Genomic DNA, 25,253 nt, shown 5'->3' on the forward strand with positions numbered 1-25,253 from the left:
TGCTGTCGGCAGTCCGTCAGGACACTGTGTCGAGATCGCGTCCGCGCGTCTCCTTCATGACGACGAGTGCGAACAGCGTCAGTGCCGCGGCGACGGCCAGGTACACGCCCACCCACGCGACGCCGTAGGAGTTCACCAGCCAGGTCGCGATGAACGGCGCCACGGCCGCTCCCAGGATGCTGGCCGTGTTGTAGGAGATACCCGATCCGGTGTAGCGCACGTTGGTCGGGAACAGCTCCGGCAGAACAGCACTCATCGGTCCGAAGGTCAGACCCATCAGCGCCAGGCCGACGCACATGAACAGCAGCATGCGGCTCTCGGTGGCGGACTCGGGAGCAGCGAACCACTTGAACGACAGGCCGAACAGGATGATCGCGGTGGTGATGACGATCAGTGTGATGCGGCGGCCGAACCGATCCGCGAGCCAGCCGGAGACCGGGACGAACGCGGCGAAGAACAACACCGAGATGAGCTGCAGGCCCAGGAAGTCCGTGTAGGCGATGGTCACGGCGACACCGCTGTGATCGACCACCTTGCCGGTGCCGTAGCTGACCACCCACGTCGTCATGACGTAGAACAGTGTGTACGTCGCGAGCATGACGAACGTGCCGAGGATCAGCGGACGCCAGCTGGTCTTGAAGACCTCCGCCACCGGCGTCTTGACGCGCTGGCCGTTGGCCACGGCGCGCTTGAACACCGGTGTCTCCTCGAGCTTGAGTCGCACGTAGAGGCCGATGATCACCATGATCGCGCTCAGCAGGAAGGGCACACGCCATCCCCACGTGAGGAAGGCGTGGTCCGATCCGGACGTCTTGGAGTCGTAGTCCATCGACAACGTCAGGATGAGGAAGATCCCGTTGGCCATCAGGAAGCCGATGGGGGCACCGAGCTGCGGCCACATCGCGGCCCAGGCCCGCTTGCCCTCCTTGGCGGTCTCGGTGGCGAGCAGTGCAGCGCCCGACCACTCGCCGCCCAGGCCGACACCCTGCGTGAAACGCATGAGCGCCAACAACATCGGGGCGATGATGCCCACGCTGTCGTACGTCGGCAGCAGTCCGATGAGGAAGGTCGCGACGCCCATGGTGAGCAGGGACCCCACCAGGGTCGCCTTCCGGCCGATGCGGTCACCGAAGTGTCCGAACAGCACCGAACCGATGGGCCGCGCGACGAAGGCGAGGCCGAACGTCGCGAACGACGCGAGCAGGGCCGTCGTGTCGTTGCCCGCGGGGAAGAACAGCCGGGGGAAGACGAGGACGGCGGCGGTGGCATAGATGTAGAAGTCGAAGAACTCGATGGAGGTTCCGACCATCGAGGCGATCACGATGCGACTGCGAGGTACGCCGTCCACTGCATCGAGATCGGAGTCCGGACCGGCGATGTTCGAACCGTCGGGGTTCGGAACGCGGTCCGCGGAAGTGCTTGTCACGGGTTTCTCCTGTTGGGAGGCGGGTTCGTCAGCAGGAAGTTACCCGACGCATCGTGACGTGATGGCCGATACCGGCCACTCGGTTCGTGAGTGCTCACCACGCGGGGACCGACGTCCGGCGGGACCGGCCCCGTCCGGCGGCGATAGTGTGAGCCCCGAACGGGTAAGGACATAGGGTTGGCCGGTATCGCCGGACGATCACTGTCGAGCGCGACGAACATCTTCGAAGGGACTTGCACGTGAGCAGCAGCCGAGGCACCGACACGAGCGGTCGGACGACCGCTCCGGCCAGTATCTCCTCGATCCCGCTGACGGACGTCGACAGTCGCAGCAACCCCGCCACGGCCAGCATCGGCACCCTGGTCAAGGACGCGACGACACAGGTCTCCACGTTGGTCCGCGCCGAGGTCGAACTGGCCAAGGCCGAGGTGACCGGCGAGATCAAGAAGGGACTGCAGGGCAGCGTCCTCTTCATCCTCGCGCTCGCGGTCCTGATCTTCAGCTCGTTCTTCTTCTTCTTCTTCCTCGCCGAGCTGCTCAACGTGTGGGTCACGCGGTGGCTCGCGTTCCTCATCGTCTTCCTGATCATGGTGGTCATCACGGCGCTGCTCGCGTTCCTCGGCTACCTCCGGGTGAAGAAGCTGCGCAAGCCCGAGAAGACCATCGACTCGCTGAAGGCGGCCTCCTCGGTGCTGCCGGGCCAGGGCGACGGCGCATCGCCGAAGAAGCCGTTGGACGCGCTCGACGTGCGCGCCCCGCTCTCGCGCTGACACCGCGCCCGCGTACCGACGACAGTGGCCGCACCCGACCCGTCGACCGTCCGATATCCCGGCCCGTGGCAGCACCGCGACATCCGCGCCAACGGCATCCGGTTCCACATCGCCGAGGCGGACACCTCGGCGTCCGCCGACCCGGGACGCCCTGATCCGAGTCGGCCGGCGCCGCTGGTCGTTCTCGTCCACGGCTTCGCCGACCTCTGGTGGTCGTGGCGCCACCAGCTGACCGCTCTCGGCGCCGCCGGCTATCACGCCGTGGCAGTGGATCTGCGGGGCTACGGCGACAGCGACAAGCCGCCTCGCGGCTACGACGGCTGGACCCTCGCCGGTGACATCTCCGGCCTCGTTCGCGCGCTCGGACACTCCGAGGCGGATCTGGTCGGGCACGCCGACGGCGGACTCGTGTGCTGGGCGACCGCAGCGCTGCACCCTCGCGCTGTTCGCTCGATCTCGCTGCTCGCCTCACCGCATCCGATCTCGTTGCGGCGAGCTGCGATACGGGACTCGGCGCAGCGCGCGGCGCTGCTGCCGTCGTTCCTGCGCTACCAGGTTCCGCTCACACCCGAGAAGACGCTCGTCGCCGACGACGGTGCCGAGGTGGAACGACTCGTCCGTGCCCGGTCGTCCGCGCAGTGGCAGTCGTCCACGGAGTTCGGCGACGTCGTGTCGAGGATGCGGTCGGCCGTCCGCATCCCCGGTGTCGCACACAGCACGTTGGAGTATCAGCGCTGGGCGTTCCGCAGCCAGTTCCGTTCCGACGGTCGCCGCTTCCGCGCCGCGATCGACCGGACCGTCGATCTACCGGCGCTGCAGATCCTGGGATCCGCCGACCCGTACGTCCTGCCGACAACGGCGCGCCGCGACTCCCACTGGGCACCGCAGCTCGAGGAGCATCGCGTGACGGGATCGGGGCACTACGTGCACCAGGAACGCCCGGACGAGGTCACCGACGTTCTGCTGCGCCATCTCCGAGCGAGCGGTCAGCCCTTGTAGGGGTCGACGAGGGTGCTCTCGATGATCGCCTCGAGACCGACACGGACGCGTCCCGACGGAGGCGGTGTCCCGCGCCCGAACAACCGCACCACAGCGGCCACCGACGCGCCGCCCAGAGCCACGTCACTCCCCAACTGCGGCCACGTCGACAATGTCGTACCGATGTCCGGCAACGATGCCGCCATGCGCGGCGTGATGCGCTCCATCTCGAGGATGCGCCCCGCCAGTGGCGCCTTCTCCCGCGGCGTCATCCCCGCGACCGCCGCGGCGTCGACGTCGCCGAGCAACCCGTGGAAGTACGGTCGGTCGGGTTCGAGGTCGTAGCGCTCGATGTCGAGCACGCCCCCGTCGCTGGTCTCCATGATCACGGGAATCCCGCGGCGACGGCACTCCTGCCGCACCAACACCTTCGCGTCGATCGAGTCGCACTCCTCGACGACGATGTCGAGGTCGGCGAGAAAGGCGTCCGTGGTCGCCTCGTCGATCCCGGTCGGGAACGTCGTCACCTCGAGGTACGGATCCAGTTCGGCGATGCGGCGAGCCGCCAGCACCGCCTTGTTGACGCCGAGGTCGAACACCGACGCGGGCACACGGTTGAGGTTCGACAGGTCCAGATCGTCGAAGTCGGCCAACCGGAGCTCGCCGCACAGCCCTTCGAGAGCGAGGGTGTGCGCCACCGCGTGGCCGACGCTCAGACCCACGACGCCGACGCGCAGGCGCCGCGCAGCATCCTGCTCGTCCACGGTGATCTTGTTGCGGTTCCGGTCCAGGCGCAGCAACCGGAACCCGCGCGGACCGAGCACCCGCACGAGCGAGCGACGCCAGGGGTAGTGCACCCACCGGGTCGGCTCGTCCAGGAGCTCGGACGACGGAGTGGGCAGCAGTGCGTCGAGCGACTGGAGCTGCTCGGCGGTGGTGTCCAGGATCGCGTCGTCCCCGATCTCGGACATCAGTCGATCGAGAACCTCGTGATCGCCGAGGTCGGTCGGATCCAGGACGCGGTGCTCGCTCATGCTCACTCCTCTGCCGTCACGGGAGGGGTTCCGTCTTGTCGCGGCGCTGCACCGGCGTCAGGGTCGGTGACCACCGGACGACGTCCTCCATCGCGAACGCCACTCGATCGCGGCCCGCCGTCTTCGCCGCGTACAGCGCGCGGTCGGCCGCGTAGGTCAGTCGGTCGAGGGTGGCCTCGACGTCGTTACCGCCCCTCTCGTCGAACACCACGTTCGCCTGCGCCACTCCGATGCTGACGGTGACGTCGCACGCGGAGCGGACGCTCTCGAGCACCTTCTCCTCGAGCCCCGCGACGGACTTGCTGAGGCCGAGCACCAGGAACTCCTCCCCGCCCAGCCGGGCGACCACCGCATCCTCGGGAACGTAGGCTGCTATCGCCTCGGCGACCGTGGTGAGCACGACGTCACCGGCCGCGTGGCCGCGAGTGTCGTTGACGGACTTGAAGTGATCGACGTCGACGAGCGAGACGACGATGGCGTCGGACTTCTCCGATGCCTCCGCGAGCATGGCGCTCACCCGCGGCAACATGCCGCGGCGGTTGAGCAGGCCGGTGAGCGGATCGGTGTTCGCCAGGGTCTCGAGGCGGGCTGTCACCGATTCGAGCGAGCTGCGCATGGTGGCGATCAACACCGCCGGCACCACCACGGTGGTGACCGCGGCGCCGGCCGCGACGAACCGCACCGCGCCCTCGGAGCCGTTGATGCTCAGTGCCGTCGCCATGATCACCGCGGCGCCGGTGAGCGAGATCGTGACCTTGGGCGGCGATCCGGACGCCGCGATGGCGGGCACGACCGCCAGCATCGCCGTGACCGCGCGGGACCCCGACGGATCGGCGATCAGATAGGCGGAGATGGCGACGCCGACCATGCCACCCGACCCCAGCACCGTGAACTGCCGGTCGGACAGACGACCGGCACGCAGGGTGATGCCCACGGTGACCACGGTGAACGCGACGATGACGGCCAGGAGCGGCAGCGTGCCCGGCCGCAGGAACGTGGGCTGGAGAATCGCGATGACGAGCAGGGGCAGCGCCCCCGAGGCACTTGCCATGACCGCCTTCGACCGCGTGTCGAAGTAGTTGCCGGCCGCCGTCAGCTGCCGACCGCCGCGGCGGCCCATCCTCGCCTCGTCTCCCGTCGTCACCGTCACCCGTCACATCCCGTGTCCGCGCGCCGCAGACCGTCGGATGATTCCCCGGGAACCGTCGAACCAATCGGACACACGTCGCGCGCCCCTCGAACAACCCGTGTCGTGATCGCCACGTCACGGCGTCGACGTACCCCCATCGATGCTCCCCCCGTCGAGCCGGGGACGCGGAGTACGTCGTCTCCTCGCCACCTTCGTGATCACGGTACGCGGTGCGGGCGCTCCTCGGCGTGACAGCCGATGCATCCTCACCCGACGCAGGATCCCGTACCGGCAGGTTGCCCGTTCTGCAGCCCCGTTGCCACCTCGTCGGCGACTTCTGCTGCGGTCAACACGAATCCGGTATCGGAGTTGTCGACGGCGGCGCCGAAGACGACGCCGAGAACCGTGCCGTCGGTGGCCACCAACGGTCCGCCGGAATTGCCCTGACGGATCGATCCGCGCACGGTGTAGACCTCCCGGTCCACCGTCCCGGTGCGGTAGATGTTCGGCCCGGTGAGGTTCAGTGTCTCGCGCACCCGCGCGGACGATGCCGTGTACGGGCCACCGCCGGGATACCCGAGCACCACCGCGTCGGTTCCCGATTCCGCGCGCCCCGTCGCGAACGGCAGGACGTCGGCGGTCAGATCCGGCACGTTCAGCACCGCGATGTCGACGGCGGGATCGAACAGGACGACCTCCGCGTCGAGCGGGCCGTCAGCGGTGTCGACGGCCACCGACGAGGTGCCGGCGACGACGTGCGCGTTGGTGATGACACGGCCCGGCCCGATGACGAAACCGGAGCCCTCGAGCGCCTTCTGGCAGCTCTCGGCGATACCGCGGATCCGCAGCACGCTGTCCTGGAGGTCCGCCGCGATCGGCGACGCCAGCACGCTGGGATCCGGCGGACCGACCTCGGCCACGGGAGTGCGGCCGAAGGGGCCGATGACGTCGGGGAGACCCGACGTGTCGAGCAGAGCCGAGAACTCGTTGGGGATCTCGCGGACCCACTCGGGTGCCACGTCGTCCACGGCGCCGAGGATCGACGATCCGCGCACGGCCGCGGCGATCTGCGGTTGCGACGCCGCGGTGAGCGGGACGGCCAGCAACCAGGCCGCGACGAGCACGGCCACCGCCTGCAGACCGGCACCGATGACGCTGTCCACCGAGCGCGCCGCCGGGCTGTGGATCCCGCTGCGCAACGCTCGTCCCAACACCATGCCCGCGATCTCGCCGACGATCACCATGACGACGATGAGGGCGACGCCGACGAGCACGCGCATCCGCCCCTCCTCGACGTGGTCGAGGACGCGCGGTGCGAGCAGGATGCCGGCGACGGCACCGAGGACGACACCGAAGAAGGCGAAGGCGGACGCGACCGCGCCCTGCCGCCACCCCGACGACGCGGCGAGCAACGCCACCAGTGCCACACCGATGTCGAGCCAGGTCGATCCCGTCACGGGTGCAACTCCTCACCGACGGCGGCGAGCGACGTCTCGAGGTCCCGGACGTCCTCGGTGTCCCAGGGGGCACCCCAGCCCGCCGTCTCGAGGACGCCGGACAGCACCCCGGCCGTGAAACCCCACACGAGCATTCCTCCCACTGCGAACGCCGGGCCCCGATAACCGAGGGGGTGGCGCACCACGAATCTGTTGACCGGATCGAGAAGATCGGTGAGCGGCACGGCGACGACACGCTCCGTCTCGGCGGTGTCCACGACGGACACCTCGCTCGGGGCGCGCCAGTACGCGATCACCGGTGTCACCTCGAAGCCCGACGGGGGCACGAAGATGGAGTCGAGCACCGTGAGCGGCTCCACGCCGTCCGGGTCCACCCCGGTCTCCTCCTGCGCCTCCCGCCGAGCGGTGCCGACGGGTCCGTCGTCGCCGGGATCGGCTGCGCCGCCGGGAAAGGCGACCTGACCGCGATGTTGCCGCAGCGAGGACGCGCGTTGGGTCAGGAGCACGGTGGCGTCGGTGGGCAACTCCGCCGCGTCGGGCCGCCCGCCGAAGAGCACCAGCACCGCGGCCGGTCTGCCCGTCGCCCCGTCCGGTGCGTGGCGGGCGATCACCGGGTTGCTCGCGTCGTCGCGCACGGTGTGCACGGCGGCCAGACGGGACAGCCACGGCGGCGTGCCCGCGGGATCCGTCACGCCGAGACTCCGAGGTGGGTGCGCACGGCGTCCGCGATCTCGTCGACGGAGCGGAACGGCTGCGGGAGAACCGCGGCGACGGATCCGTCGGCGGCGAGCAGCACGCTGACGGGCAACACGGCCGGAGCTCCGACGGCAGCGGCGACGGCAGCGGACGGATCCTGCACGCCGGGTAGTCGGACGCCGTAGTCGGCCAGTCGGGTCAGGGCGTTGCCCTGGCGGGGATCCTCGTGCACCGTCACCACGGTAACGGCACCGCCCGCACGCTCGGCGTACTGCTGCAGATACGGCAGTTCCTCCGCGCACGGGCCGCACCAGTAGGCCCACAGGTTGAGCAGAGTCGGCGTGCCGGCGACGGCCGCACCGAGATCGACCGGCGCTCCGTCGGCCAGGCAGGTGGTGCGCAGACCCGCCAGTGGGCCGGCGGGCGCCTGGGCGCCGGCCGCCGGCACGGGGCACGCGGCGAGCGCGGCCTCGGTGCGCAAGGGGGCCAGCTCCGTGTCCGTCGCGTCGTCGGTGGGCGCCGCGCCGAAAGTGTCGCGGTAGTCGGCGAAGCTCGCCGGTCCCGTCGGATCGTCCCCGCGCGGCCAGATGGCGACGATGAGGGCGACGACCACCACGAGCGCGGCCAGGCTCCACCTCGCCGCGGACGACCTGCTCACGTCTCGATGCCGGCCAGGGCGAGGATGTGGTCCGTCTCCGGCCCCTTCACCAATGCCGCGGCCTTGACGGGGTCGGTCGGCCCCAGCCCGTACGACGGGCAGTCCTTCGCCAGCAGGCAGACACCGCACGCCGGCGTCCGCGAATGGCACACGCGGCGGCCGTGGAAGATCACGCGGTGGGACAGGATCGTCCACTCCTTGCGCGGGATCAGCGCACCGATGGCGTGCTCGACCTTGACCGGATCCTCCTCCTCGGTCCAGGCCCAGCGGCGGACGAGTCGGCCGAAGTGGGTGTCGACGGTGATGCCGGGAATGTCGAACGCATTGCCGAGGACCACGTTGGCCGTCTTGCGCCCGATACCGGGCAGCGTCACCAGCTCCTTCAGCGAGGCGGGAACCTCACCGTCGTACCGCTCGAGGAGCTCGCGGCCCAGCCCGATGAGGGAGTTGGCCTTGTTGCGGTAGAAGCCGGTGGACCGGATGTACTCCTCGAGCTCCGTCCGGTCGGCCTCCGCGTAGTCGCGCGCCGACCGGTACTTCGCGAAGAGTGCCGGCGTGGTCTCGTTGACCCTCTTGTCGGTGCACTGCGCGGACAGGATGGTGGCCACCGCGAGCTCGAGCGGGGTGGTGAAGTCCAACTCGCAGTAGACGTGCGGAAAGACCACGCCGAGGTTGCGATTCATCCGGCGTGCCCGACGCGTGAGCGCGAGGGCGGACTCGTCTCGTTTGCCCACGTGAGAGGGACCGGCGGCTGATTTCTGCACGCCACGACTCTACGGAACGCCCCCGACAGCACGCTCCGGTCGTGTCCGCACTGGTGACCCCGCCGTGTTCTTTTCGAGACGTCGACAGTGTTTACTCCTCGGTATGCAAGCACTCGCTGTGGTTCTGTTCCCGGTCTTGCTGATGCTGTTCGCCCTCGCCATGGAGCGCTTCGAGGCGCGGCTGAACCGCGCAGGAGTCCGCGAGCAGGAGGTTCAGGAATTCCTGGACGCCGCCAGTTCCGCCGAGGTCGCCACCCTGGCCGCGGAAGGCTTCCCGAACGCTCTCGCACGGTTCCGCACCCGACGTCGCCGCGGTGGCGACGTCATGGAGGAGGACGTCGCTCTTCTCGACGACAGGGCACGCCGCGCCAGCTGAGCACCCGCCGACACGGCCCCCGGTCCGACGCCGACGCGTCGAGGGTGGCTGTGATCACTCCTGTGGCCGCCCGGCGACGTAGACTCCGACCGGACACATGAAGACGACACATTCGTAGATCTGCCGATCTTTCAGGGCAAGGGAGTACACGTGGACGAGGTACTGGCACGAGCCGGCATCTTCCAGGGGGTCGAGCCGTCTGCGGTGTCGGCGCTGACCAAGCAGCTGCAACCGGTCGATTTCCCGCGTGGCCACGTGGTCTTCAACGAGGGTGAGCCCGGCGATCGGCTGTACATCATCGTCAGCGGCAAGGTGAAGCTCGGCCGCCGCTCCCCCGACGGTCGCGAGAACCTCCTGACCATCATGGGTCCGTCCGACATGTTCGGTGAGCTCTCGATCTTCGATCCCGGCCCCCGCACCTCCACCGCCACGACGGTCACCGAGGTGCGCGCGGTGAGCATGGATCGCGACGCCCTGAAGGCCTGGATCGATCAGCGCCCCGAGATCGCCGAGCAGCTGCTCCGGGTGCTCGCCCGCCGGTTGCGTCGTACCAACAACAGCTTGGCCGACCTCATCTTCACCGATGTTCCCGGCCGCGTCGCCAAGGCACTGCTGCAGCTCGCACAGCGTTTCGGCACCCAGGAGGCCGGCTCGCTGCGCGTCGTCCACGACCTCACGCAGGAGGAGATCGCTCAGCTCGTCGGCGCCTCTCGCGAGACCGTCAACAAAGCGCTCGCCGACTTCGCGCACCGCGGCTGGCTCCGCCTCGAGGGCAAGAGCGTGCTCATCTCCGACTCCGAGCGACTCGCCCGGCGCGCACGCTAACCGCGCAGATACGTCAGCTGGGCCTTGACCGACATCCGCGCCGCGGGCCACAGCTTCTTGTCGACGTCCGCGTAGACGTGACGTACCACCTTCAGAGGGGTGGCGTCGGGTCCGAGGACGTCGAGCGCTGCCCGCACCTGGTCGAGTCTCTGTTCGCGATGGGCCCGGTAGGCGCGCGCGAGCACCGCGGTGTCGGGCTGGTCCGGCCCGTGACCGGGCAGCGCGACGCGTCCCTCACCGAGTTGCTCCAGTCGGTCGAGTGAGGCCAGGTAGTCACCGAGATCCCCGTCCTTCCCGTCCAGGACGGTCGATCCGGCACCGAGGATGGTGTCCCCGGTCAGCACCGCGTCGTCGAGGACCAGGCTGACGGAATCGGCGGTGTGGCCCGGTGTCGCCGCGACGGTGAGTTCCACCCCGGCGGCCGCGATCACCTCGCCGTCCACCAGCGGCGCGGCGTCACCTCGGAGGTACGTGGACGTGACCGCGCGCACCGGCGCGGACGTCGACCGGTGCAGCCGGGCGATACCGCCGGTGTGATCGTGATGGCGGTGGGTGATCAGGATCAGCGCCACGCGTCCCTGCGCCGCGACGCGGTCGACGTGCGACCGGGAGCGCGGGCCCGGATCGACCACGATGCACTGCTCGTGCCCCGGGGCTCGCAGAATCCACGTGTTCGTGCCGTCCAGCGTCATCTTCCCGGGGTTCTCGGCCAGGAGGACGGACGCGGTCGACGTCACGCGCCGCAGCCGTCCGTACGCGGGGTGCTTCTCCGATGCCGTGGGATCCTTCTCCGCCATGCGACCACTGTGCCAGCCGACGCAGGTTCGGTGCAGACCGGGACAGAACCTAGGCTCGCACCATGAGAATCGGTCTGATCGGTGCCGGACCCTGGGCTCGTCAGGCCGCGGCACCCGCACTCACCGCGCATCCCGACGTCGAGTTCGCCGGCATCTGGGCCCGCCGTCCCGACGCCGCGGCACAGACGGCTCCCGAGGTGCCGTACGTCGACGACGTCGATGCACTGATCGACTCCGTCGACGCCGTCGCGTTCGCGGTACCCCCCGAGGTGCAGTTCGATCTCGCCCGTCGGGCGGCTGCCGCGGGTCGACATGTGTTGTTGGACAAGCCGATCGCCGGTTCCGCGGCGGATGCGGCCACTCTCGTGGCCGCGATCGACGAGGCCGGGGTCTCGTCGATGGTCACGCTGACGCGTCGCTTCGCACCCGAGACCCGAGCATTCCTCGACGCCGTGCGCGACACGGAGGTCGCGACCGTGACGGCGACCTGGCTGTCCGGCGCCCTGCTCGGCGGCGAGTACGCCGGCTCGACGTGGCGGCAGGAGGGCGGCGCCCTCATGGACGTCGGCCCGCACGTTCTCGATCTCGCGATGGAGGTGCTCGGACCGGTCGAGTCCGTGGCGTGGGCGAGGCGTGACGACGCGTCCGACACGTGGTCGCTGGCTCTGCAGCACGGGAGCACCGCCGGAGTCCGGACGAGCCTGGTGACGCTGTCCATGCGGACGCCGGTGCGCCCGTCGGTGCTGCGGGTCGGCGCGAGCGGACCGGGCGGCCTGGTCGAGTTGTCGGACCGCACCACGCCACCCGACCGGTGTTACGCGGTACTGCTCGACGAGTTCCTGGAGTCTGTCCGGACCGGCACCCGCCACGAGTGCTCGGCACATCGCGGACTCGCTCTGCAGCGCGTCATCGAGCAGTGCCGGACCCTCGTGGCGAGCGGTCGGTGACGCGCACCCGTCAGGCGGGTGCGACCTCGACGATCATCTCCACCTCGACGGCTGCGCCCAGGGGCAGCTCGGCGACTCCGACAGCCGACCGAGCGTGGATACCGGCGTCGCCGAACAGCTCACCGAGCAGGTTCGACGCACCGTTGATCACGCCGGGCTGACCGGTGAATCCCGGTGCCGACGCGACGAATCCGACGACCTTGACGATGCGGACCACGGATTCGATGCCGACCAGCGCGTCGATCGCGGCCAGTGCGTTCAACGCACAGACGCGGGCGGCGGCGGTCGCGTCCTCGGCCGACACCTCGGCCCCGACCTTGCCGGTGGCGGTCAGCGCGCCGTCCACCATGGGCAGCTGACCCGAGGTGAAGACGTGGTCTCCCGACCGCACCGCGGGAACATAGGACGCGACCGGCGGCACGACGGGCGGAAGGGTCAGCCCGAGCTCGGCCAGCTTCTCCGTCACACCCATGTCAGCTCTTCGGGCGCTTGAAGTAGGCGACCAGGTTCTCGCCGGTGGGGCCGGGCATGACCGTGACCAGCTCCCAGCCGTCGGCACCGAAGTTGTCGAGGATGGCCTTGGTGTTGTGGATCAGCAGGGGTGCGGTGAAGTATTCCCACGTCGTCGATGCGCTCATGGCAGGAGCCTATAGCGCACCGGGTCAGTAAGGTCGAGGACGTGTCGGAGACAGCAGGTGCGACGTCGCACCCCACCGGATCGTCCCCCCAGGCGGAGCGAGGATGGCCGCCCGAAGCGGACCGCGCTCGACTGCACTTCGTCTCGGGCAAGGGTGGGACGGGCAAGAGCACCGTCGCCGCCGCGCTCGCCCTGGCCCTCGCCGCAGGTGGGCGCAAGGTTCTGCTGGTCGAGGTCGAGGGACGCCAGGGCATCGCCCAGCTCTTCGACGTCCCCCCGCTGAGCCCGGTGGACACCAAGGTGGCCTCCGCCGACGGCGGTGGTGAGGTGTACGCGCTGGCCATCGACATCGAGACCGCGTTCCTCGAGTACCTCGACATGTTCTACAACCTCGGCTTCGCCGGCCGGGCGATGCGGCGGGTGGGAGCCATCGAGTTCGCCACCACCATCGCCCCCGGTCTGCGCGACGTGCTCCTCACCGGCAAGGTGAAGGAGCGTGCGGTCCGCACCGAGAAGAACGGTCGCCTGCTCTACGACGAGATCGTCGTCGACTCGCCGCCGACGGGGCGGATCGGGAGCTTCCTGGACGTGACGACGGCGATGCGCGACCTCGCCAAGACCGGCCCGGTGCGATCGCAGAGCGAGGGTGTGGTGAAGCTGCTCCACTCCGAGCAGACACTGGTGCACCTGGTGACGCTGCTCGAGGCGCTGCCGGTGCAGGAGACCGCCGATGCTGCTGCGGAACTCGCAGCGGCCGATCTCCGACTGGGCACCGTGGTCGTCAACCGCACCGAGGAGTCGTTCCTTCCGGCGGAGGCGCTCGCCGAGGCGGCCTCCGGGAACCTCGACGCCGCCGCGATCGAGAAGAAACTCGCCGATGCCGGAATCACGCTGTCGGAGGACGACTTCGCCGGCCTGCTGACCGAGTCCATCGAGCACGCGTCGAGGCTCGCCGCCCAGCGCGAGAGCGAACAGCGTCTCGGTGACCTCGCGGTGCCGCGCCTGACGCTCCCGGCTCTGGCCGACGGCATGGACCTCGGCGGACTGTACGAGCTCGCCCACCACCTCACGGAACAGGGAGTGCGATGAGCACCGTTCCCACTCTCGACATCGGGTCCATCCTGACCGATCCGTCGTCGCGGATCGTCGTGTGCTGCGGCTCCGGCGGTGTGGGCAAGACCACCACTGCGGCGTCGATGGCGCTGCGGGCAGCCGAGAACGGGCGCCGGGTCGTCGTGCTGACGATCGATCCCGCACGGCGCCTGGCCCAGGCTCTCGGCGTCGGCGAGCTGGACAACACTCCGCAGCCGGTCGCCCTCGGGCCCGGCGCCACCGGCGAACTGCACGCGATGATGCTCAACATGCGTCGGACGTTCGACGAGATGGTGATGGAGCACTCGACGCCGGAGAAGGCACAGCAGATCCTGAACAATTCCTTCTATCAGACTGTGGCGTCGTCCTTCTCGGGGACGCAGGAGTACATGGCGATGGAGAAGCTGGGGCAGCTCGCCGCCAGCGGTGACTGGGATCTCGTGGTCGTGGACACGCCGCCGTCGCGCAACGCGCTGGACTTCCTCGACGCCCCACAGCGTCTGGGGTCGTTCCTCGACGGTCGCATGATCAAGCTGCTGATGGCCCCGGGTCGCGGGCTGGGCCGAGTGGTCACCGGCGCCGTGGGTCTCGCGATGCGCGGCGTCTCGTCCATCGTCGGCAGCCAGATGCTCTCCGACGCTTCCGCTTTCGTGCAGTCGCTGGACTCGATGTTCGGTGGCTTCCGCGAACGTGCGCGCCACACGTACGACCTGCTGCGTCAGGACGGAACCCATTTCGTCGTCGTCGCGGCCGCGGAGCCCGACGCGCTGCGGGAGGCATCCTTCTTCGTCACCCGCCTGTCCGAGGACGGCATGCCGTTGGCTGGACTGGTGCTCAACCGCACGCACCCGACGCTGAGTTCGCTGCCGTCCGACCACGCCGTCACGGCCGCCGACCAGTTGGACGCCGAAGGCACCCCCGATGCCGCTCTGGCCGCGGGAGTGCTTCGCGTGCACGCGCATCGGGCCGTCACCGCGAAGCGCGAGATCGGACTGCTGCGTCGTTTCACCGCCGCTCACCCCCGTGTTCCCGTCGTGGGGGTGCCCTCGCTGCCGTTCGAGGTGTCCGATCTCGACGCACTGCGTGCCGTCGCCGATCAGCTGACCGGCACCGCCTGAGCCTCTGCGCTCAGGCGGTGAGCCGCAGGCCCGCGCCGGGGCCGCCGCTCTCGTCGATCGCACGCAGGATCGACACCAGGTCGGTGACGACGGCGGGGCCGATGCAGGGTGCCACGAGGTAGGCGTTCACCATGCCGACCACGGACGCTCCCCGCACCACCGGCGCACCGGAGTCACCGGCGTTCACGCACACCTGGGCGAACACCTGCTGGGAGTTCAGGACGTCACCGTAGGAGACTCCGCACGTCGCACCGGTCGTACGACCCTGCTTGCACACGGTCTCGGCCAGCCGTGCGGGATCCCCGACAGCCGTGATGGTGGTGCTGCCGACGGAGGCCACCGGGGCCACCCGCTCCGCGTCGAACTCGATGATCGCCGTGTCGTACGCGGGCAGAACCGCGACGACGGAGCCCACATCTCCTGCGGCGGAATCGCTCTCGCTCGCCACGGTGTCGCCGACCCGCCCGCAGTGACCTGCGGTGAGCCCGATGGTGCGCCCGGCGGTGTCCGCACCGATCACGGTGAGACTGCACAGGGTCTCTCGTCCGTCCTGCGTCAGGACCAGCCCGGAACCCCCGCCCAGCTCCACGCGCTCGGCGGCGGAGGCCTGAGCCCCGCCGCCGAGAACGAGCGAGCAGAGGACGGCGAGACCGACCAGAAGTACTCGCATCGGTGTGACTACTTCTTCACTGCGGGCGGCGCCTCGAGCAGCGTGACGAACTGCTGCGCATTGGCCACGGCGGAACCGAGACCACCGATGGCGGTACCGGCGAGCGATCCACCGGCGCCGAGCAGCAGGGCGCCACCGATGCATCCGGCGATCGGGCCCGCACCGAAGAGGAGCGCGACGGGAGCGGAGACGACGCCGGCCGCGGCCGCACCGAGGAGGCAGCCACCGACGAGACCGGTTGCGGCACCGAGGAATCCACCGACCGTGGCGGTGAGCGACAGGTTGTCCTTGACGCCGGCGACCGCGGCGGGCAGGTCCACCTGGTTCAGGCCCGGAATGTCGTAGACCGGCGCGGCGGGCGCAGCGGCGTCGACCGCGAGGGTCGCGGTGTTGCCCTCGACCTGAGCGGACACGGGATGCGCCAGTCCGTCGACGGCGAGAGCCAGCGGCACCGAATCGACGACGACACCCGAGTCGTCGCGGATGACCAGGTGGTTGTTCTCGTTGCTCAGGGTTCCCGAGTCGGTGGTCACGAGCAGCCCGGTGCCCGCGGCCACGGCGTTCCAGTGCACCTCGGGAGAAGCGGCGGGTGCCGGATCGGCGTACGCGGTCGCGGAGGCGGTGCCCAGCGACACGATCGTCATCGCGGCGACAACCGCGATCTTGTTCATCTTCATGCCCGTCGAGTCCTTTTCGCAGTGGGAGCGAATCCGCGCTGATCGTCGGATCCGTCAAGCGGCGAGTGCCGAGCAGGATTCAACGGTCACGGTGGGACGGTGTCAATCGACGTGCGAGACAACGGAAAGCGAACCGCGAGGGACGGACCGACACACGGACCGAGCGCGGCCGGGGCACCGAACGCCGGGTCCGATTCGGTGCCGGGCACGACCGGCGCGGCGGCGGGCGAGCGGGCGCCCCCACGGTCCGCGTCGACGACGGCGCAGGTCAGAGCGTGGAAAGCCTTCCCGCGCGGGCGCGGCAGCCGAGCGACCGTGCGTCACGCTTCTTCCGATACGACCGATTCCGTTGTGACGCACACAGACTCGATGGAGGTCCGATTCGTCCGCGCTGTCGCGTGTGGTCGATCGACACGGGCGGGCGTGACAGACACCCCGCGCCCCGGACGGGTCCCGACGCGTCGTCGGGCGTTCACGAAGAGTTCATGCGGTGCGACGAGAGATCTCCCACCGCGAATCGGACATCGCGGTGGGAGATCACAGGAACCGGGGCCGGTCGCCCGGCGGCGGCGTGGGTCAGACGGCCGACTGGTGGTGACGCTGGGTCTCGAAGAACTCGGCCCAGGAGTCCACCTCGGGGTGCTGCTTGATCAGGGCCCGGCGCTGACGCTCTGTCATGCCGCCCCAGACGCCGAACTCGACACGGTTGTCGAGGGCGTCCGCTCCGCACTGCATGAGCACGGGGCAGTGGCGGCAGATCGTTGCGGCCTTGCGCTGCGCGGCGCCGCGGACGAACAGTTGATCGGGATCCACTCCCCGGCATCGCGCCTGCGATACCCATGCGATGCGCGCTTCGGCTTCCCCGATGTCGAGCGCTGCATTCGGCGTTCCTGTGTGCATTCGTTGACCCCTTACCGTCGGCGAACACCGTTTCCCTGGCGTTCCGGGCGTCCCACCCGCCGACGCAGCTCACGCTGCACAGCGAACTGAGGAGCACCCCACTAACTGATGTGATTGTTATCTGAATCACATCGTGTCCATCAATGTAGGGGAAAGGCCGCGCGGGAAGCAAGGTGGGGGATCACTTTTCTGGTACGCCCGTGCGATCGGTCACATCGGAGCAGGTCAGCCGTCCACATGTCCGGTACGGGCTGTGTCCCGGAGGAGCCACGTACTCTGTTGTTCGTGCCGATCGCCAAGACTGTCGCCAAACTCGCCGGGTGCTCCGCCCTGGCCGGCGCGCTGCTCGCCGGAGTCATGTTCCCGCTCGCCGGCGGGTTCGGATTCGCGTCCAACCGCGCCGCCGACACCGTGGACAACGTCTCCGCGGAACTCGTCGAGGGAACGGTGCCCGCCGTGTCCACGATGGTGGACTCCGCGGGCAACCCCATCGCGTGGCTCTACGAGCAACGACGCTTCGAGGTGCCGAGCGACCGCATCTCCAACGAGATGAAGCTCGCCATCGTCTCCATCGAGGACCGCCGGTTCGCCGAGCACGAGGGCGTCGACTGGCAGGGCACGGTGCGCGCCTTCCTGACCAACACCACCAGCGGACAGGTGGAGCAGGGCGCGTCCACCCTCGACCAGCAGTACGTGAAGAACTACCAACTGCTCGTCGTCGCCAAGACGGACGCCGAACGCCGCGCCGCCATCGAGACCACTCCCGCGCGCAAGATCCGCGAGATCCGCATGGCGCTGACGCTGGACAAGCAGCTGACCAAGGACGAGATCCTCACGCGCTACCTCAACCTGGTGCCGTTCGGTAACTCGTCCTACGGCATCCAGGACGCGGCACAGACGTACTTCGGCATCGACGCGAGCCAGCTGAGCCTGACGCAGGCGGCAATGCTCGCGGGCATGGTGCAGTCCAGCTCCGCTCTCAACCCGTACACCAACTACGACGGCGTGATGGCGCGACGGAACACCGTTCTCGACACGATGATCCAGAACATCCCGGACCGCGCGGCGGAGATCGAGGCCGCCAAGGCCGAGCCGCTGGGCGTGCTGCCGGAGCCCAACCAGTTGCCGCGCGGCTGCATCGCCGCCGGTGATCGTGGCTTCTTCTGTGACTACGCGCTGCAGTACCTGGCCGACGCCGGCATCAGCAAGGACCAGGTGGACAAGGGCGGTTATCTGATCAAGACCACTCTCGACCCGGCCGTGCAGTCCTCCACGAGCGCCGCCCTGTCCGGGAACAGCAGCCCGGATCTCGACGGTGTCGCGACGGTCATGAACGTCATCGCGCCGGGACAGGACTCGCACCGCATCCTCGCGATGGGGTCGTCGCGGCGCTACGGCCTGAACGGCGACGCCAACGAGACCGTGCAGCCGCAGCCGTACTCCCTGGTGGGCAGCGGTGCCGGGTCGATCTTCAAGATCTTCACCACCGCCGCCGCGATGGAGAAGGGCCTCGGCACGTCCGCGGTCCTGCAGGTGCCCAACCGCGTCGAGGTCAAGGGACTCGGCGACGGCGGTGCGCGCGGGTGCCCTCCCTCGACGTACTGCGTGACCAACGCCGGCAACTACCCGCAGTCACTCTCGGTGACCGATGCGCTGGCACAGTCACCCAACACCGCCTTCGTGAAGCTGATCGAGTCGGTCGGCGTCACCCCGACGGTCGACATGGCCGTCCGCCTGGGCCTGCGCTCGTACACGCTGCCCGGCACAGCCGGCCAGGGCACCGACCAGAGCCTCGCCGACTACCAGAAGGAGGCGAATCTCGGCTCCTTCACGCTCGGACCGACCTACGTCAATCCGCTGGAACTGTCCAACGTGGCCGCGACCCTCGCGTCCGGCGGCAAGTGGTGCCCGCCCAACCCGATCGACAGCGTCTTCGATCGCAGCGGCAAGCAGATCCCCGTCACGCAGCAGGCGTGCGAGCAGGTCGTGGAGCCGGGACTGGCGAACACACTGGCCAACGCGATGAGCAAGGACGATCAGCCCGGCGGCACGTCGGCGTCCGCCGCGAGCTCGGTGGGCTGGTCGCTGCCGATGTCCGGCAAGACCGGCACCACGGAATCGCACCGATCCTCGGGATTCCTCGGATTCACGAACCGGTACGCGGCCGCCGCCTACACCTACGGCGATTCCCCGACTCCCAGCGAGATCTGCTCGTTCCCGCTGCGCCCGTGTGGTTCGGGCAACCTGTTCGGCGGTAACGAGCCTGCACGGACCTGGTACGACGCGATGGATCCGGTGGCCACGAACTTCGGCGACGTCGGACTCCCGGCCGTCGACCAGAAGTACGTGCGCGGATCGGCCAACGGCCAGGTTCCCGACGTCACGGGCCTGACGCAGAACTCCGCGACCTCGCAGTTGCAGGCCGCCGGGTTCCGCGTGCAGGTGGCGACCACCGCGTCGTCGGAGGGTCGGGGCACCGTGGTCAGCACGTCACCCTCGGGTTCCGCCATTCCAGGATCGACGGTCACGATCTACATCAGCGACGGGTCCGTCCGGGCGGCACCGGCGGCCCCGGCGCCGGGGATCCAGCTTCCGGCGTTGCCGCCCGGGGTCACCCTGCCGGCGATCCCCGGGCTGACGGCACCGCCGCGCTAGCTGCGGCAGTGCCGTGCGGCGGCGAGTGCTCTACAGCCGAGCCTTGACCGCGGCCGAGATGCGGGAGCCGTCGGCCTTGCCGGCGGCGATCGCCGTGGCGGCCTTCATGACCTGTCCCATCTGTCGCATCGCCGGGCGCTCACCGAGTTCCTCGGCCACCTGCGCGATGGCCGTGTCGGCGACGTCGGCCAGTTCGGCGTCGGTCAGCGGCGTCGGCAGGTACTCGTCGATGATCTGCGCCTCGGCACGCTCGGTGGCGGCGAGTTCACCGCGCCCGTTCTGGGTGTAGATCTCGGCGGACTCGCCGCGCTTCTTCGATTCCTTGGCCAGCACGCGCAGCACGTCCTCGTCGGTGAGCTCGTGTGCTTCCTTACCCGACACCTTCTCGGTCTGTACCGCCGACAGCAGCATTCGCAGCGTCGCCGTCCGGAGCTTGTCCTTCGCCTTCATCGATGTCGTCAGATCCGCCCGCAGGCGCTTTTCCATGTCACAGTTCTCGGCCATGTCGGAAACGGTACTGTCGAAGAGGTGTCCGGTACATCAGCGTTCCCCCGTCGCTCGGCGCACTCGCTCCCGAGTCTGCAGTCGGCCGCGCGTTCTCTCGCCACTCCCGGAGGGATCGCGGCTCTCGCCGCGGGATCGGCGGCGGTGGGGTTGACCTACGCCACGGCCATCGAGCGGAACGCCTTCGCGCTGCGGGAGACCACCATGCCGGTGCTCGCCCCGGGGTCGTCGACGCTGCGTGTCCTGCACATCAGCGACCTGCACATGATGCCGGACCAGAAACTCAAGCAGAACTGGGTGCGTGAGCTCGATCGGCTCGAACCCGATCTCGTCGTGAACACCGGCGACAACCTGTCCCACCAGCGGTCTGTGCCGGCCGTGGTGCAGTCGCTCGGGTCGCTCCTCGGTCGGCCGGGTCTGTTCGTCTTCGGGTCGAACGACTACTTCGCGCCCGTGCCCAAGAACCCCCTGAAGTACTTCTCGAAGAATCACAAGAAGGTGTTCGGGAACCCGCTGCCGTGGCAGGACCTGCGGGCGGCCTTCACCGAGCGCGGGTGGATGGACGTCACCCACGTCCGCCGCGAGCTCGAGGTGTCCGGCGTCCGGATCGCGACGGCCGGGGTGGACGATCCGCACCTGAAGCGTGATCGCTACGACACCATCGCCGGCGCGCCGAACCCCATCGCCGACGTGAGCATCGGCATCACCCACTCTCCCGAACCGCGCGTGCTCGATCGCTTCGCGGCGGACGGATACGACCTGGTGCTCGCGGGACACACCCACGGCGGCCAACTGTGCCTCCCGTTCTACGGCGCACTGGTGACCAACTGCGAGCTCGACCGCTCTCGCGTCAAGGGACCCTCGCGCTGGGGTGCCCACACCCGACTGCACGTCTCGGCCGGACTCGGGACGTCGCCGTATGCGCCGTACCGCTTCTGCTGCCGTCCCGAGGCAACCCTGATCACCCTCGTTCCGGCGAAGCGTCCGCCCAGGACCTCACCCGAACAGGGCGTTTCGCGTTCCGAAGCCATGGTGCGATAGAGTTGCAGAGCTGCCCTGACGGGGAGTGAACGGCCACGGGGTGTGGCGCAGCTTGGTAGCGCGCTTCGTTCGGGACGAAGAGGTCGTGGGTTCGAATCCCGCCACCCCGACTCGTGGTTGAGACACGAAAGAAAGCCCCGACCGGGGAAACCTGGTCGGGGCTTTCGTGCTTCTGCGCAGCGGTTCAGCGAGCGCTGCCCCGAGCGACCGTGCTCTCCGTCGCGTCATCCGGACCGGGTAGTTCGGCATCGATGTCATCGTGCGCGACGGGATGGTCAGGCAGAAAAATGAGGGTGAGAACTGCAGCAGCGGCAGTCACGCCTCCCGCGACCATGCATCCGAGCGACATTCCGTCGACGAAGCCCACCCTTGCGACCTCTGTCAGTCGTGCGCCTACATCGGCACCGGCCTGACCGAACAGTTCCGCCGCCCTGTCGGCAGCGAAGAGTGCCGCGCCGACCGATTCGCTCGCGGGCTCCCGCAGCGGCTCGGGAAAGGATCCGACATCGAGATGATCGCGATACGCGGACAGTGCGACCGATCCGATCACCGCGACGCCGAGGGTGCCGCCGAGCTCACGCGTGGCGTCGTTGACCGCCGACCCCATGCCGGCCTTGTCCGGTGACACCACACCCATGATCGCTTCGGTTGCCGGCGTGCCGGTCAGTCCGATGCCGCCACCCAACAGGAGCATCTGAAGCAGGATGACCCAGTAGTCGGCGTCGGCAGAGAGAGTCGACGCCCACACGAATGCGACGCTGAGAGAGAACAATCCGAAGGCGACTACCACTTTCGTGCCGATTGCGACGGCGATCCGAGGCCCGACGAGCGCCGCCACCGCGATCGAGCCCGCGACCGGCAGGATTCGGACGCCGGTCTCCAGAGCGCCGTACCCCCGCACGAACTGGAAGTACTGGGTGACCAGGAAGATGAAGCCGAACAGGGCGAAGAATCCGCCGGTGACCGCTCCACTTGCGGCGGTGAACCGCATGTTCGCGAACAACCTGACATCGAGCATGGGATGGTCGCTCCGGATCTCGTGGATGACGAACACCGTCGACACCACCGCAGCCACCACGAAGCCGATCACGGTAGGTGGCGAGCCCCATCCGCGGTCGGGTGCCTCGATGATCGAGTACACGAGCGTGCCGAGTGCGACGGTCGACAGAACGAGGCCGACGTAGTCGAGCGGCGGCGTAGCGGGGTCGCGCGACTCGGGGATGAAGCGCGCGGCGAAGAACAGCGTGACCGCCGCAGCGATGCCGTTGAAGACGAGAATCGATCCCCACCAGAAGTGCTCGATCAGGGCACCACCGACGACCGGACCGGTGGCCACCGCAAGGCCGGTGGCCGCTCCCCACAACCCGAGAGCTTTCACCCGTTCGGTCCGATCGGTGAACACGTTGGCGAGGATCGACAGCGTTACCGGATAAACCAGTGCAGCGGCGACACCGGCGAGTGTGCGCCAGGCGACGAGTACGCCGGGGCTGCCGCTGAGCGCTCCGCCTGCGGATGCTGCGACGAAGATGACGAGTCCGAGCAGCAGGAGCCGACGACGACCGAATCGATCGCTGAGCGATCCACCCGCCAGCACCAGCGCGGCGAACGCAAGATTGAACGCGTCGACGATCCAGAGCAGGTCCCGGGTGCTGGCCCCCAGCTCCCTGACCAGCGTGGGCAGAGCGATGTTGATGACGGTCGTGGACACGTTGACAACGAATACCGCTAGACAGAGCGTCGCGAGGACGGCCGTCTTGTTGACGGCGCTAGTGGAGAGTGGGCGGGTGAGCGACATAATGACGTTATAGCAGACGCTGCCTGCCGTGCACCCCGAAGCGGTCCCCTGTGCCGTCAGCCGGGTGTCCCGTCCCGATGTGAAACGATCGACTCATGGCATCCGCTCACACGCCCCTCGTCGGGAGCGTCGACGACGAACCCGTCCGCGAGCGGCTCATCCGCTCGGCGATGGAGTTGCTGGCCGATGCCGGTCCGAGCGAGTTGAAGGTGCGGACGATCACCGATCGCGCCGGCGTCTCGACGATCACCATCTATCACCACTTCGGCGGTTTGCAGGAACTGTTGCAAGAGGTCGTCATCCGCGGATACGCCAACCTTCGTGCTGCATTGCTCGCAGCATCAGCGGCACGAATGAACCCGGGCGCACAGTTGTTCGCAATGGCACTGAGCACCCGCGAGGTTGCCCAACGCAACGCCCACCTCTACGACATGATGTTCGGCCTCTCCACTCGGGGCACGTACCGATACGTCGCTTCGACGAATCGGATGTCCACCGACGGGTTCGGTCCCGCCTATGCCGTCCTGGCCGCCACCTGCGAGAAATTGGCTCGCACGGGGGTGTCGCCGATCGCGGGAGAGCAGATGGCGGCAGAACTGTGGAGTCTCGTCCACGGCTTCGTCACGCTGGAAATCAGCGGGCAATTCGCAGATTTCACAGACCCCGTGGCCACCATCTTGGAACCGATGGCTGTCAACCACTTCGTCGGGATGGGATACCCGCGCGATCTGTCAGAGGCCGGCGCGAAGCAAGCCGTGCGATGGTGGAAGCGACGGCAGCAGTCGCAGCCCTAGCGCGCATCCGGCGTGGTTGTCCGTCACGAACGTCGGCGGGCGGACACTTTGTCGGGTTCGGCGGCGGCGAGCATGTCGTCACGCTCGACGACCTTGATGCGTTCGCGGCCCTCGACCCGGCCCAGTGAGCGTTCGTGTTCGTCCAGTCGATACCAGCCGTCCCAGGTCGTGAACTGCACGTCGCGCGATTCCAGGAGCTCGAGAACGGCGGATTCCTGCGGCGTGGCCGGGGTGTTCAGCGACTCGGCCCTCATGTCGTCGAGAATGCACTCGACGGTCTCGTTGGCGTCGCCCTTGGTGTGCCCGATCAGGCCGATGGGTCCCCGCTTGACCCAGCCCGTCGTGTAGAGCCCGGCCAGGTGGGTGCCCTCGTCGACGATGCGTCCGGCCTCGTTGGGGATGACACCGGCCCGGGTGTCGAACGGGATCCCCGGCAGATCGTCCGACAGATACCCGACCGCGCGATAGACCGCACCGACCTCCCAGTCGGTGAACGCACCGGTCGGCGTCACGTTGCCGCTCCCGTCCAGTCGGGTGCGTTCGGTGCGCAGACCGATGACCTTGCCTTCGGCGCCGAGGATCTCCACGGGTGATTCGAAGAAGTGCAGAAACAGCTTGTGCGGACGGTCACCGGGTTCGCGGATCGCGTAGTTCTCGATGATCGTGGCAACCTGATCGGTGATCTTGGAGGCGCGTCGCGCGACCGCGGACCCCTCGTCGTACTCGATGTCCTCGGGGTCGACGATCACCTCGATCGTCGGGGAGTGGTCCAGCTCTTTCAACTCGAGCGGCGTGAACTTGGCCTGGGCCGGGCCGCGACGCCCGAACACGTGTACCTCGACGGCTCTGTTGGCCGCGAGCCCGTCGTAGACGTTCGGCGGGATCTCCGTGGGCAGCAGCTCGTCGGCGGTCTTGGCGAGCACCCGCGCGACGTCCAACGCCACATTGCCGACGCCGATGACGGCAACCTTCTCCGCCTCCAGAGGCCAGGTACGAGAGAAGTCGGGGTGTCCGTCGTACCAGGCCACGAACTGCGCGGCACCGAAGGAGCCGTCGAGATCGATGCCGGGGACGTCCATCGCGCGGTCCTCGGTGGCACCGGTGGAGAAGATCACCGCGTCGTACAGCGACCGGAGATCATCCACGGTGATGTCGGTGCCGAAGTCGACGTTGCCCAGCAGTCGGACCTGCGGCTTGTCGAGGACCTTGTGCAGGGCGGTGATGATGCCCTTGATGCGCGGGTGATCCGGTGCCACGCCGTAGCGAATCAATCCGAACGGCGCGGGCATCCGCTCGAACAGATCGATCGACACGCCACGCTCCGAGGCCGTGTCGGACTTCATCAGCGCGTCCGCCGCATAGATCCCGGCCGGCCCCGCTCCCACGATGGCGACTCGGAGGGGACGCGAATTTATAATGAGGTTATGCATCTGGTCATCGTACCCATCGTCCGCACGTCTGGTCGGTCGGACCTCCGATCGGATCCCCCCGTACATGACTTTGTTATGTACGA

26 protein-coding genes and 1 tRNA gene are annotated in these 25,253 nt (G+C 68.6%); 11 read left to right on the forward strand and 16 right to left on the reverse strand.

The window, feature by feature from the left end; all coding sequences use genetic code 11:
- Positions 1-16: 16 nt before the first annotated feature.
- Complete coding sequence (locus QE449_RS21035; protein ID WP_222628740.1) at positions 17-1,309, reverse strand: MFS transporter; 1,293 nt, start codon at positions 1,307-1,309, stop codon at positions 17-19.
- Positions 1,310-1,665: 356 nt separating this feature from the next.
- Here QE449_RS21035 and QE449_RS21040 point away from each other — a divergent pair, with 356 nt between their 5' ends.
- A complete protein-coding gene (locus tag QE449_RS21040) occupies positions 1,666-2,196 on the forward strand; it encodes a phage holin family protein (RefSeq protein ID WP_222633335.1) in 531 nt (176 codons plus the stop codon).
- A 24-nt stretch (positions 2,197-2,220) separates the two neighbouring features.
- On the forward strand, positions 2,221-3,195 hold the full coding sequence (locus tag QE449_RS21045; RefSeq protein ID WP_307109619.1) for an alpha/beta fold hydrolase: 975 nt from the start codon (positions 2,221-2,223) through the stop codon (positions 3,193-3,195).
- Here QE449_RS21045 and QE449_RS21050 read toward each other — a convergent pair.
- From QE449_RS21050 to nth, 6 genes are all read right to left on the reverse strand, one after another.
- Positions 3,183-4,208 carry an Rv1355c family protein gene (locus tag QE449_RS21050; RefSeq protein WP_056443373.1) on the reverse strand — a complete coding sequence of 342 codons (1,026 nt, stop codon included), beginning with the start codon at positions 4,206-4,208 and terminating at the stop codon, positions 3,183-3,185. The genes QE449_RS21045 and QE449_RS21050 overlap by 13 nt on opposite strands.
- A 16-nt stretch (positions 4,209-4,224) precedes the next feature.
- Positions 4,225-5,352: a GGDEF domain-containing protein gene (locus tag QE449_RS21055; protein WP_155957104.1), complete on the reverse strand. Its 1,128-nt coding sequence runs from the start codon at positions 5,350-5,352 to the stop codon at positions 4,225-4,227.
- A gap of 251 nt (positions 5,353-5,603) precedes the next feature.
- Positions 5,604-6,794 (reverse strand): MarP family serine protease, encoded by a 1,191-nt coding sequence (locus tag QE449_RS21060; protein ID WP_056443370.1) that lies wholly within the window; start codon positions 6,792-6,794, stop codon positions 5,604-5,606.
- Entirely contained in the window at positions 6,791-7,486 is a 696-nt protein-coding gene (locus QE449_RS21065) for a CoA pyrophosphatase (RefSeq protein WP_373428347.1), read from the reverse strand. Before QE449_RS21065 ends, QE449_RS21060 begins: the two co-directional genes overlap by 4 nt.
- Positions 7,483-8,148 carry a TlpA disulfide reductase family protein gene (locus QE449_RS21070; RefSeq protein ID WP_307109620.1) on the reverse strand — a complete coding sequence of 222 codons (666 nt, stop codon included), beginning with the start codon at positions 8,146-8,148 and terminating at the stop codon, positions 7,483-7,485. The genes QE449_RS21065 and QE449_RS21070 overlap by 4 nt, the downstream gene beginning before the upstream one ends.
- Positions 8,145-8,831 (reverse strand): endonuclease III, encoded by a 687-nt coding sequence (nth, locus tag QE449_RS21075; RefSeq protein WP_307109770.1) that lies wholly within the window; start codon positions 8,829-8,831, stop codon positions 8,145-8,147. Before nth ends, QE449_RS21070 begins: the two co-directional genes overlap by 4 nt.
- Positions 8,832-9,015: 184 nt before the next feature.
- Here nth and QE449_RS21080 point away from each other — a divergent pair, with 184 nt between their 5' ends.
- Together QE449_RS21080 and QE449_RS21085 are read left to right on the forward strand one after the other, a co-directional pair.
- Positions 9,016-9,288 carry a hypothetical protein gene (locus tag QE449_RS21080; protein ID WP_027506689.1) on the forward strand — a complete coding sequence of 91 codons (273 nt, stop codon included), beginning with the start codon at positions 9,016-9,018 and terminating at the stop codon, positions 9,286-9,288.
- Between the two features lie 150 nt (positions 9,289-9,438).
- Complete coding sequence (locus QE449_RS21085; RefSeq protein ID WP_027506688.1) at positions 9,439-10,113, forward strand: Crp/Fnr family transcriptional regulator; 675 nt, start codon at positions 9,439-9,441, stop codon at positions 10,111-10,113.
- Here the strand turns inward: QE449_RS21085 and QE449_RS21090 are convergent.
- Positions 10,110-10,910, reverse strand: a complete 801-nt coding sequence (locus QE449_RS21090) for an MBL fold metallo-hydrolase (RefSeq protein WP_307109621.1) — start codon at positions 10,908-10,910, stop codon at positions 10,110-10,112. The genes QE449_RS21085 and QE449_RS21090 overlap by 4 nt on opposite strands.
- Positions 10,911-10,972: 62 nt before the next feature.
- On the opposite strand from QE449_RS21090, the gene QE449_RS21095 reads away from it, so the two are divergent.
- Complete coding sequence (locus QE449_RS21095; RefSeq protein ID WP_307109622.1) at positions 10,973-11,857, forward strand: Gfo/Idh/MocA family protein; 885 nt, start codon at positions 10,973-10,975, stop codon at positions 11,855-11,857.
- A 10-nt stretch (positions 11,858-11,867) separates the two neighbouring features.
- Here the strand turns inward: QE449_RS21095 and QE449_RS21100 are convergent, their stop codons facing one another.
- A complete protein-coding gene (locus QE449_RS21100; RefSeq protein ID WP_307109623.1) occupies positions 11,868-12,329 on the reverse strand; it encodes a RidA family protein in 462 nt (153 codons plus the stop codon).
- Between the two features lies 1 nt (position 12,330).
- Positions 12,331-12,495 (reverse strand): hypothetical protein, encoded by a 165-nt coding sequence (locus QE449_RS21105; protein WP_197027831.1) that lies wholly within the window; start codon positions 12,493-12,495, stop codon positions 12,331-12,333.
- Between the two features lie 41 nt (positions 12,496-12,536).
- On the opposite strand from QE449_RS21105, the gene QE449_RS21110 reads away from it, so the two are divergent.
- Together QE449_RS21110 and QE449_RS21115 are read left to right on the forward strand one after the other, a co-directional pair.
- The gene (locus tag QE449_RS21110; RefSeq protein WP_307109624.1) at positions 12,537-13,583 is read left to right on the forward strand and encodes an ArsA-related P-loop ATPase; all 1,047 of its coding nucleotides are present in this window, start codon (positions 12,537-12,539) and stop codon (positions 13,581-13,583) included.
- Positions 13,580-14,704, forward strand: coding sequence for an ArsA family ATPase (locus tag QE449_RS21115; protein ID WP_056443351.1), 1,125 nt, complete (start codon positions 13,580-13,582; stop codon positions 14,702-14,704). Before QE449_RS21110 ends, QE449_RS21115 begins: the two co-directional genes overlap by 4 nt.
- A gap of 10 nt (positions 14,705-14,714) precedes the next feature.
- On the opposite strand, the gene QE449_RS21120 is transcribed toward QE449_RS21115, so the two are convergent.
- From QE449_RS21120 to QE449_RS21130, 3 genes are all read right to left on the reverse strand, one after another.
- On the reverse strand, positions 14,715-15,374 hold the full coding sequence (locus QE449_RS21120; RefSeq protein ID WP_307109625.1) for a serine protease: 660 nt from the start codon (positions 15,372-15,374) through the stop codon (positions 14,715-14,717).
- A gap of 8 nt (positions 15,375-15,382) precedes the next feature.
- On the reverse strand, positions 15,383-16,051 hold the full coding sequence (locus QE449_RS21125) for a hypothetical protein (protein WP_307109626.1): 669 nt from the start codon (positions 16,049-16,051) through the stop codon (positions 15,383-15,385).
- Between the two features lie 576 nt (positions 16,052-16,627).
- Complete coding sequence (locus QE449_RS21130; protein WP_027506681.1) at positions 16,628-16,951, reverse strand: WhiB family transcriptional regulator; 324 nt, start codon at positions 16,949-16,951, stop codon at positions 16,628-16,630.
- 285 nt (positions 16,952-17,236) lie between these two features.
- Between QE449_RS21130 and QE449_RS21135 the strand changes: the two genes are divergently transcribed.
- Complete coding sequence (locus tag QE449_RS21135; RefSeq protein WP_027506680.1) at positions 17,237-19,606, forward strand: transglycosylase domain-containing protein; 2,370 nt, start codon at positions 17,237-17,239, stop codon at positions 19,604-19,606.
- A 30-nt stretch (positions 19,607-19,636) separates the two neighbouring features.
- On the opposite strand, the gene QE449_RS21140 is transcribed toward QE449_RS21135, so the two are convergent.
- Positions 19,637-20,110 carry a GatB/YqeY domain-containing protein gene (locus QE449_RS21140; protein WP_027506679.1) on the reverse strand — a complete coding sequence of 158 codons (474 nt, stop codon included), beginning with the start codon at positions 20,108-20,110 and terminating at the stop codon, positions 19,637-19,639.
- Between the two features lie 75 nt (positions 20,111-20,185).
- Here QE449_RS21140 and QE449_RS21145 point away from each other — a divergent pair, with 75 nt between their 5' ends.
- Together QE449_RS21145 and QE449_RS21150 are read left to right on the forward strand one after the other, a co-directional pair.
- Complete coding sequence (locus QE449_RS21145) at positions 20,186-21,151, forward strand: metallophosphoesterase (RefSeq protein WP_051613580.1); 966 nt, start codon at positions 20,186-20,188, stop codon at positions 21,149-21,151.
- Positions 21,152-21,187: 36 nt separating this feature from the next.
- Positions 21,188-21,261, forward strand: a tRNA-Pro gene (locus QE449_RS21150).
- 74 nt (positions 21,262-21,335) lie between these two features.
- Here QE449_RS21150 and QE449_RS21155 read toward each other — a convergent pair.
- Positions 21,336-22,946: an MFS transporter gene (locus QE449_RS21155; RefSeq protein WP_307109627.1), complete on the reverse strand. Its 1,611-nt coding sequence runs from the start codon at positions 22,944-22,946 to the stop codon at positions 21,336-21,338.
- Positions 22,947-23,041: 95 nt separating this feature from the next.
- Between QE449_RS21155 and QE449_RS21160 the strand changes: the two genes are divergently transcribed.
- Positions 23,042-23,740: a TetR/AcrR family transcriptional regulator gene (locus QE449_RS21160; protein ID WP_037186485.1), complete on the forward strand. Its 699-nt coding sequence runs from the start codon at positions 23,042-23,044 to the stop codon at positions 23,738-23,740.
- A 23-nt stretch (positions 23,741-23,763) separates the two neighbouring features.
- Here QE449_RS21160 and QE449_RS21165 read toward each other — a convergent pair whose 3' ends face one another.
- Positions 23,764-25,170: an FAD-dependent oxidoreductase gene (locus QE449_RS21165; protein WP_027506677.1), complete on the reverse strand. Its 1,407-nt coding sequence runs from the start codon at positions 25,168-25,170 to the stop codon at positions 23,764-23,766.
- Between the last annotated feature and the right edge of the window lie 83 nt (positions 25,171-25,253).

The sequence above is a fragment of the Rhodococcus sp. SORGH_AS_0303 genome (assembly GCF_030819335.1).
Lineage (GTDB): Bacteria > Actinomycetota > Actinomycetes > Mycobacteriales > Mycobacteriaceae > Rhodococcoides.

Bases quoted from the DNA above. Each gene is read 5' to 3' on its own strand.
- QE449_RS21035 (WP_222628740.1), bottom strand. From the start codon at position 1,309: ATGGTCGGAACCTCCATCGAGTTCTTCGACTTCTACATCTATGCCACC.
- QE449_RS21050 (WP_056443373.1), bottom strand. From the start codon at position 4,208: ATGAGCGAGCACCGCGTCCTGGATCCGACCGACCTCGGCGATCACGAG.
- nth (WP_307109770.1), bottom strand. From the start codon at position 8,831: ATGAATCGCAACCTCGGCGTGGTCTTTCCGCACGTCTACTGCGAGTTG.
- QE449_RS21080 (WP_027506689.1), top strand. From the start codon at position 9,016: ATGCAAGCACTCGCTGTGGTTCTGTTCCCGGTCTTGCTGATGCTGTTC.
- QE449_RS21090 (WP_307109621.1), bottom strand. From the start codon at position 10,910: ATGGCGGAGAAGGATCCCACGGCATCGGAGAAGCACCCCGCGTACGGA.
- QE449_RS21095 (WP_307109622.1), top strand. From the start codon at position 10,973: ATGAGAATCGGTCTGATCGGTGCCGGACCCTGGGCTCGTCAGGCCGCG.
- QE449_RS21100 (WP_307109623.1), bottom strand. From the start codon at position 12,329: ATGGGTGTGACGGAGAAGCTGGCCGAGCTCGGGCTGACCCTTCCGCCC.
- QE449_RS21105 (WP_197027831.1), bottom strand. From the start codon at position 12,495: ATGAGCGCATCGACGACGTGGGAATACTTCACCGCACCCCTGCTGATC.
- QE449_RS21115 (WP_056443351.1), top strand. From the start codon at position 13,580: ATGAGCACCGTTCCCACTCTCGACATCGGGTCCATCCTGACCGATCCG.
- QE449_RS21120 (WP_307109625.1), bottom strand. From the start codon at position 15,374: ATGCGAGTACTTCTGGTCGGTCTCGCCGTCCTCTGCTCGCTCGTTCTC.
- QE449_RS21125 (WP_307109626.1), bottom strand. From the start codon at position 16,051: ATGAAGATGAACAAGATCGCGGTTGTCGCCGCGATGACGATCGTGTCG.
- QE449_RS21130 (WP_027506681.1), bottom strand. From the start codon at position 16,951: ATGCACACAGGAACGCCGAATGCAGCGCTCGACATCGGGGAAGCCGAA.
- QE449_RS21140 (WP_027506679.1), bottom strand. From the start codon at position 20,110: ATGGCCGAGAACTGTGACATGGAAAAGCGCCTGCGGGCGGATCTGACG.
- QE449_RS21155 (WP_307109627.1), bottom strand. From the start codon at position 22,946: ATGTCGCTCACCCGCCCACTCTCCACTAGCGCCGTCAACAAGACGGCC.
- QE449_RS21160 (WP_037186485.1), top strand. From the start codon at position 23,042: ATGGCATCCGCTCACACGCCCCTCGTCGGGAGCGTCGACGACGAACCC.
- QE449_RS21165 (WP_027506677.1), bottom strand. From the start codon at position 25,170: ATGCATAACCTCATTATAAATTCGCGTCCCCTCCGAGTCGCCATCGTG.